Source organism: Paraburkholderia sp. SIMBA_054 (assembly GCF_046534875.1).
Lineage (GTDB): Bacteria > Pseudomonadota > Gammaproteobacteria > Burkholderiales > Burkholderiaceae > Paraburkholderia > Paraburkholderia hospita.
Genome location: NZ_JAWRXV010001638.1, coordinates 1 through 239, shown reverse-complemented (window position 1 = coordinate 239; position 239 = coordinate 1). Strand labels below are relative to the sequence as shown.

1 protein-coding gene is annotated in these 239 nt (G+C 59.4%); it reads left to right on the top strand.

The annotated features are described in order from the left end of the window. On the top strand, positions 1-239 hold a 239-nt coding region (phaP, locus tag SB822_RS60635; protein WP_410859592.1), incomplete at both ends, for a TIGR01841 family phasin.

The window sequence follows — 239 nt, the reverse complement described above, 5'->3', positions numbered from 1 at the left end:
CGAAAAGCTGGTCGCGTTGAATCTGCAGGTTAGTAAAGCGGCTATCGTCCAAAACCACGAAAATGTCACTAAAGCCATGTCGGGCGGCAACCCGGGTGAGCTGCTCGCACTGCAAGCGAGTCTTTCCCAGCCCGCGGCGGAAAAGGCGGTCGCCTACGGTCGTCAGGTTCACGAAATCCTAGCCGGAGTCCAGAGCGAAATCTCAGCCGCCGCTACAGCGCAGGGCCAGCAGTTCCAGC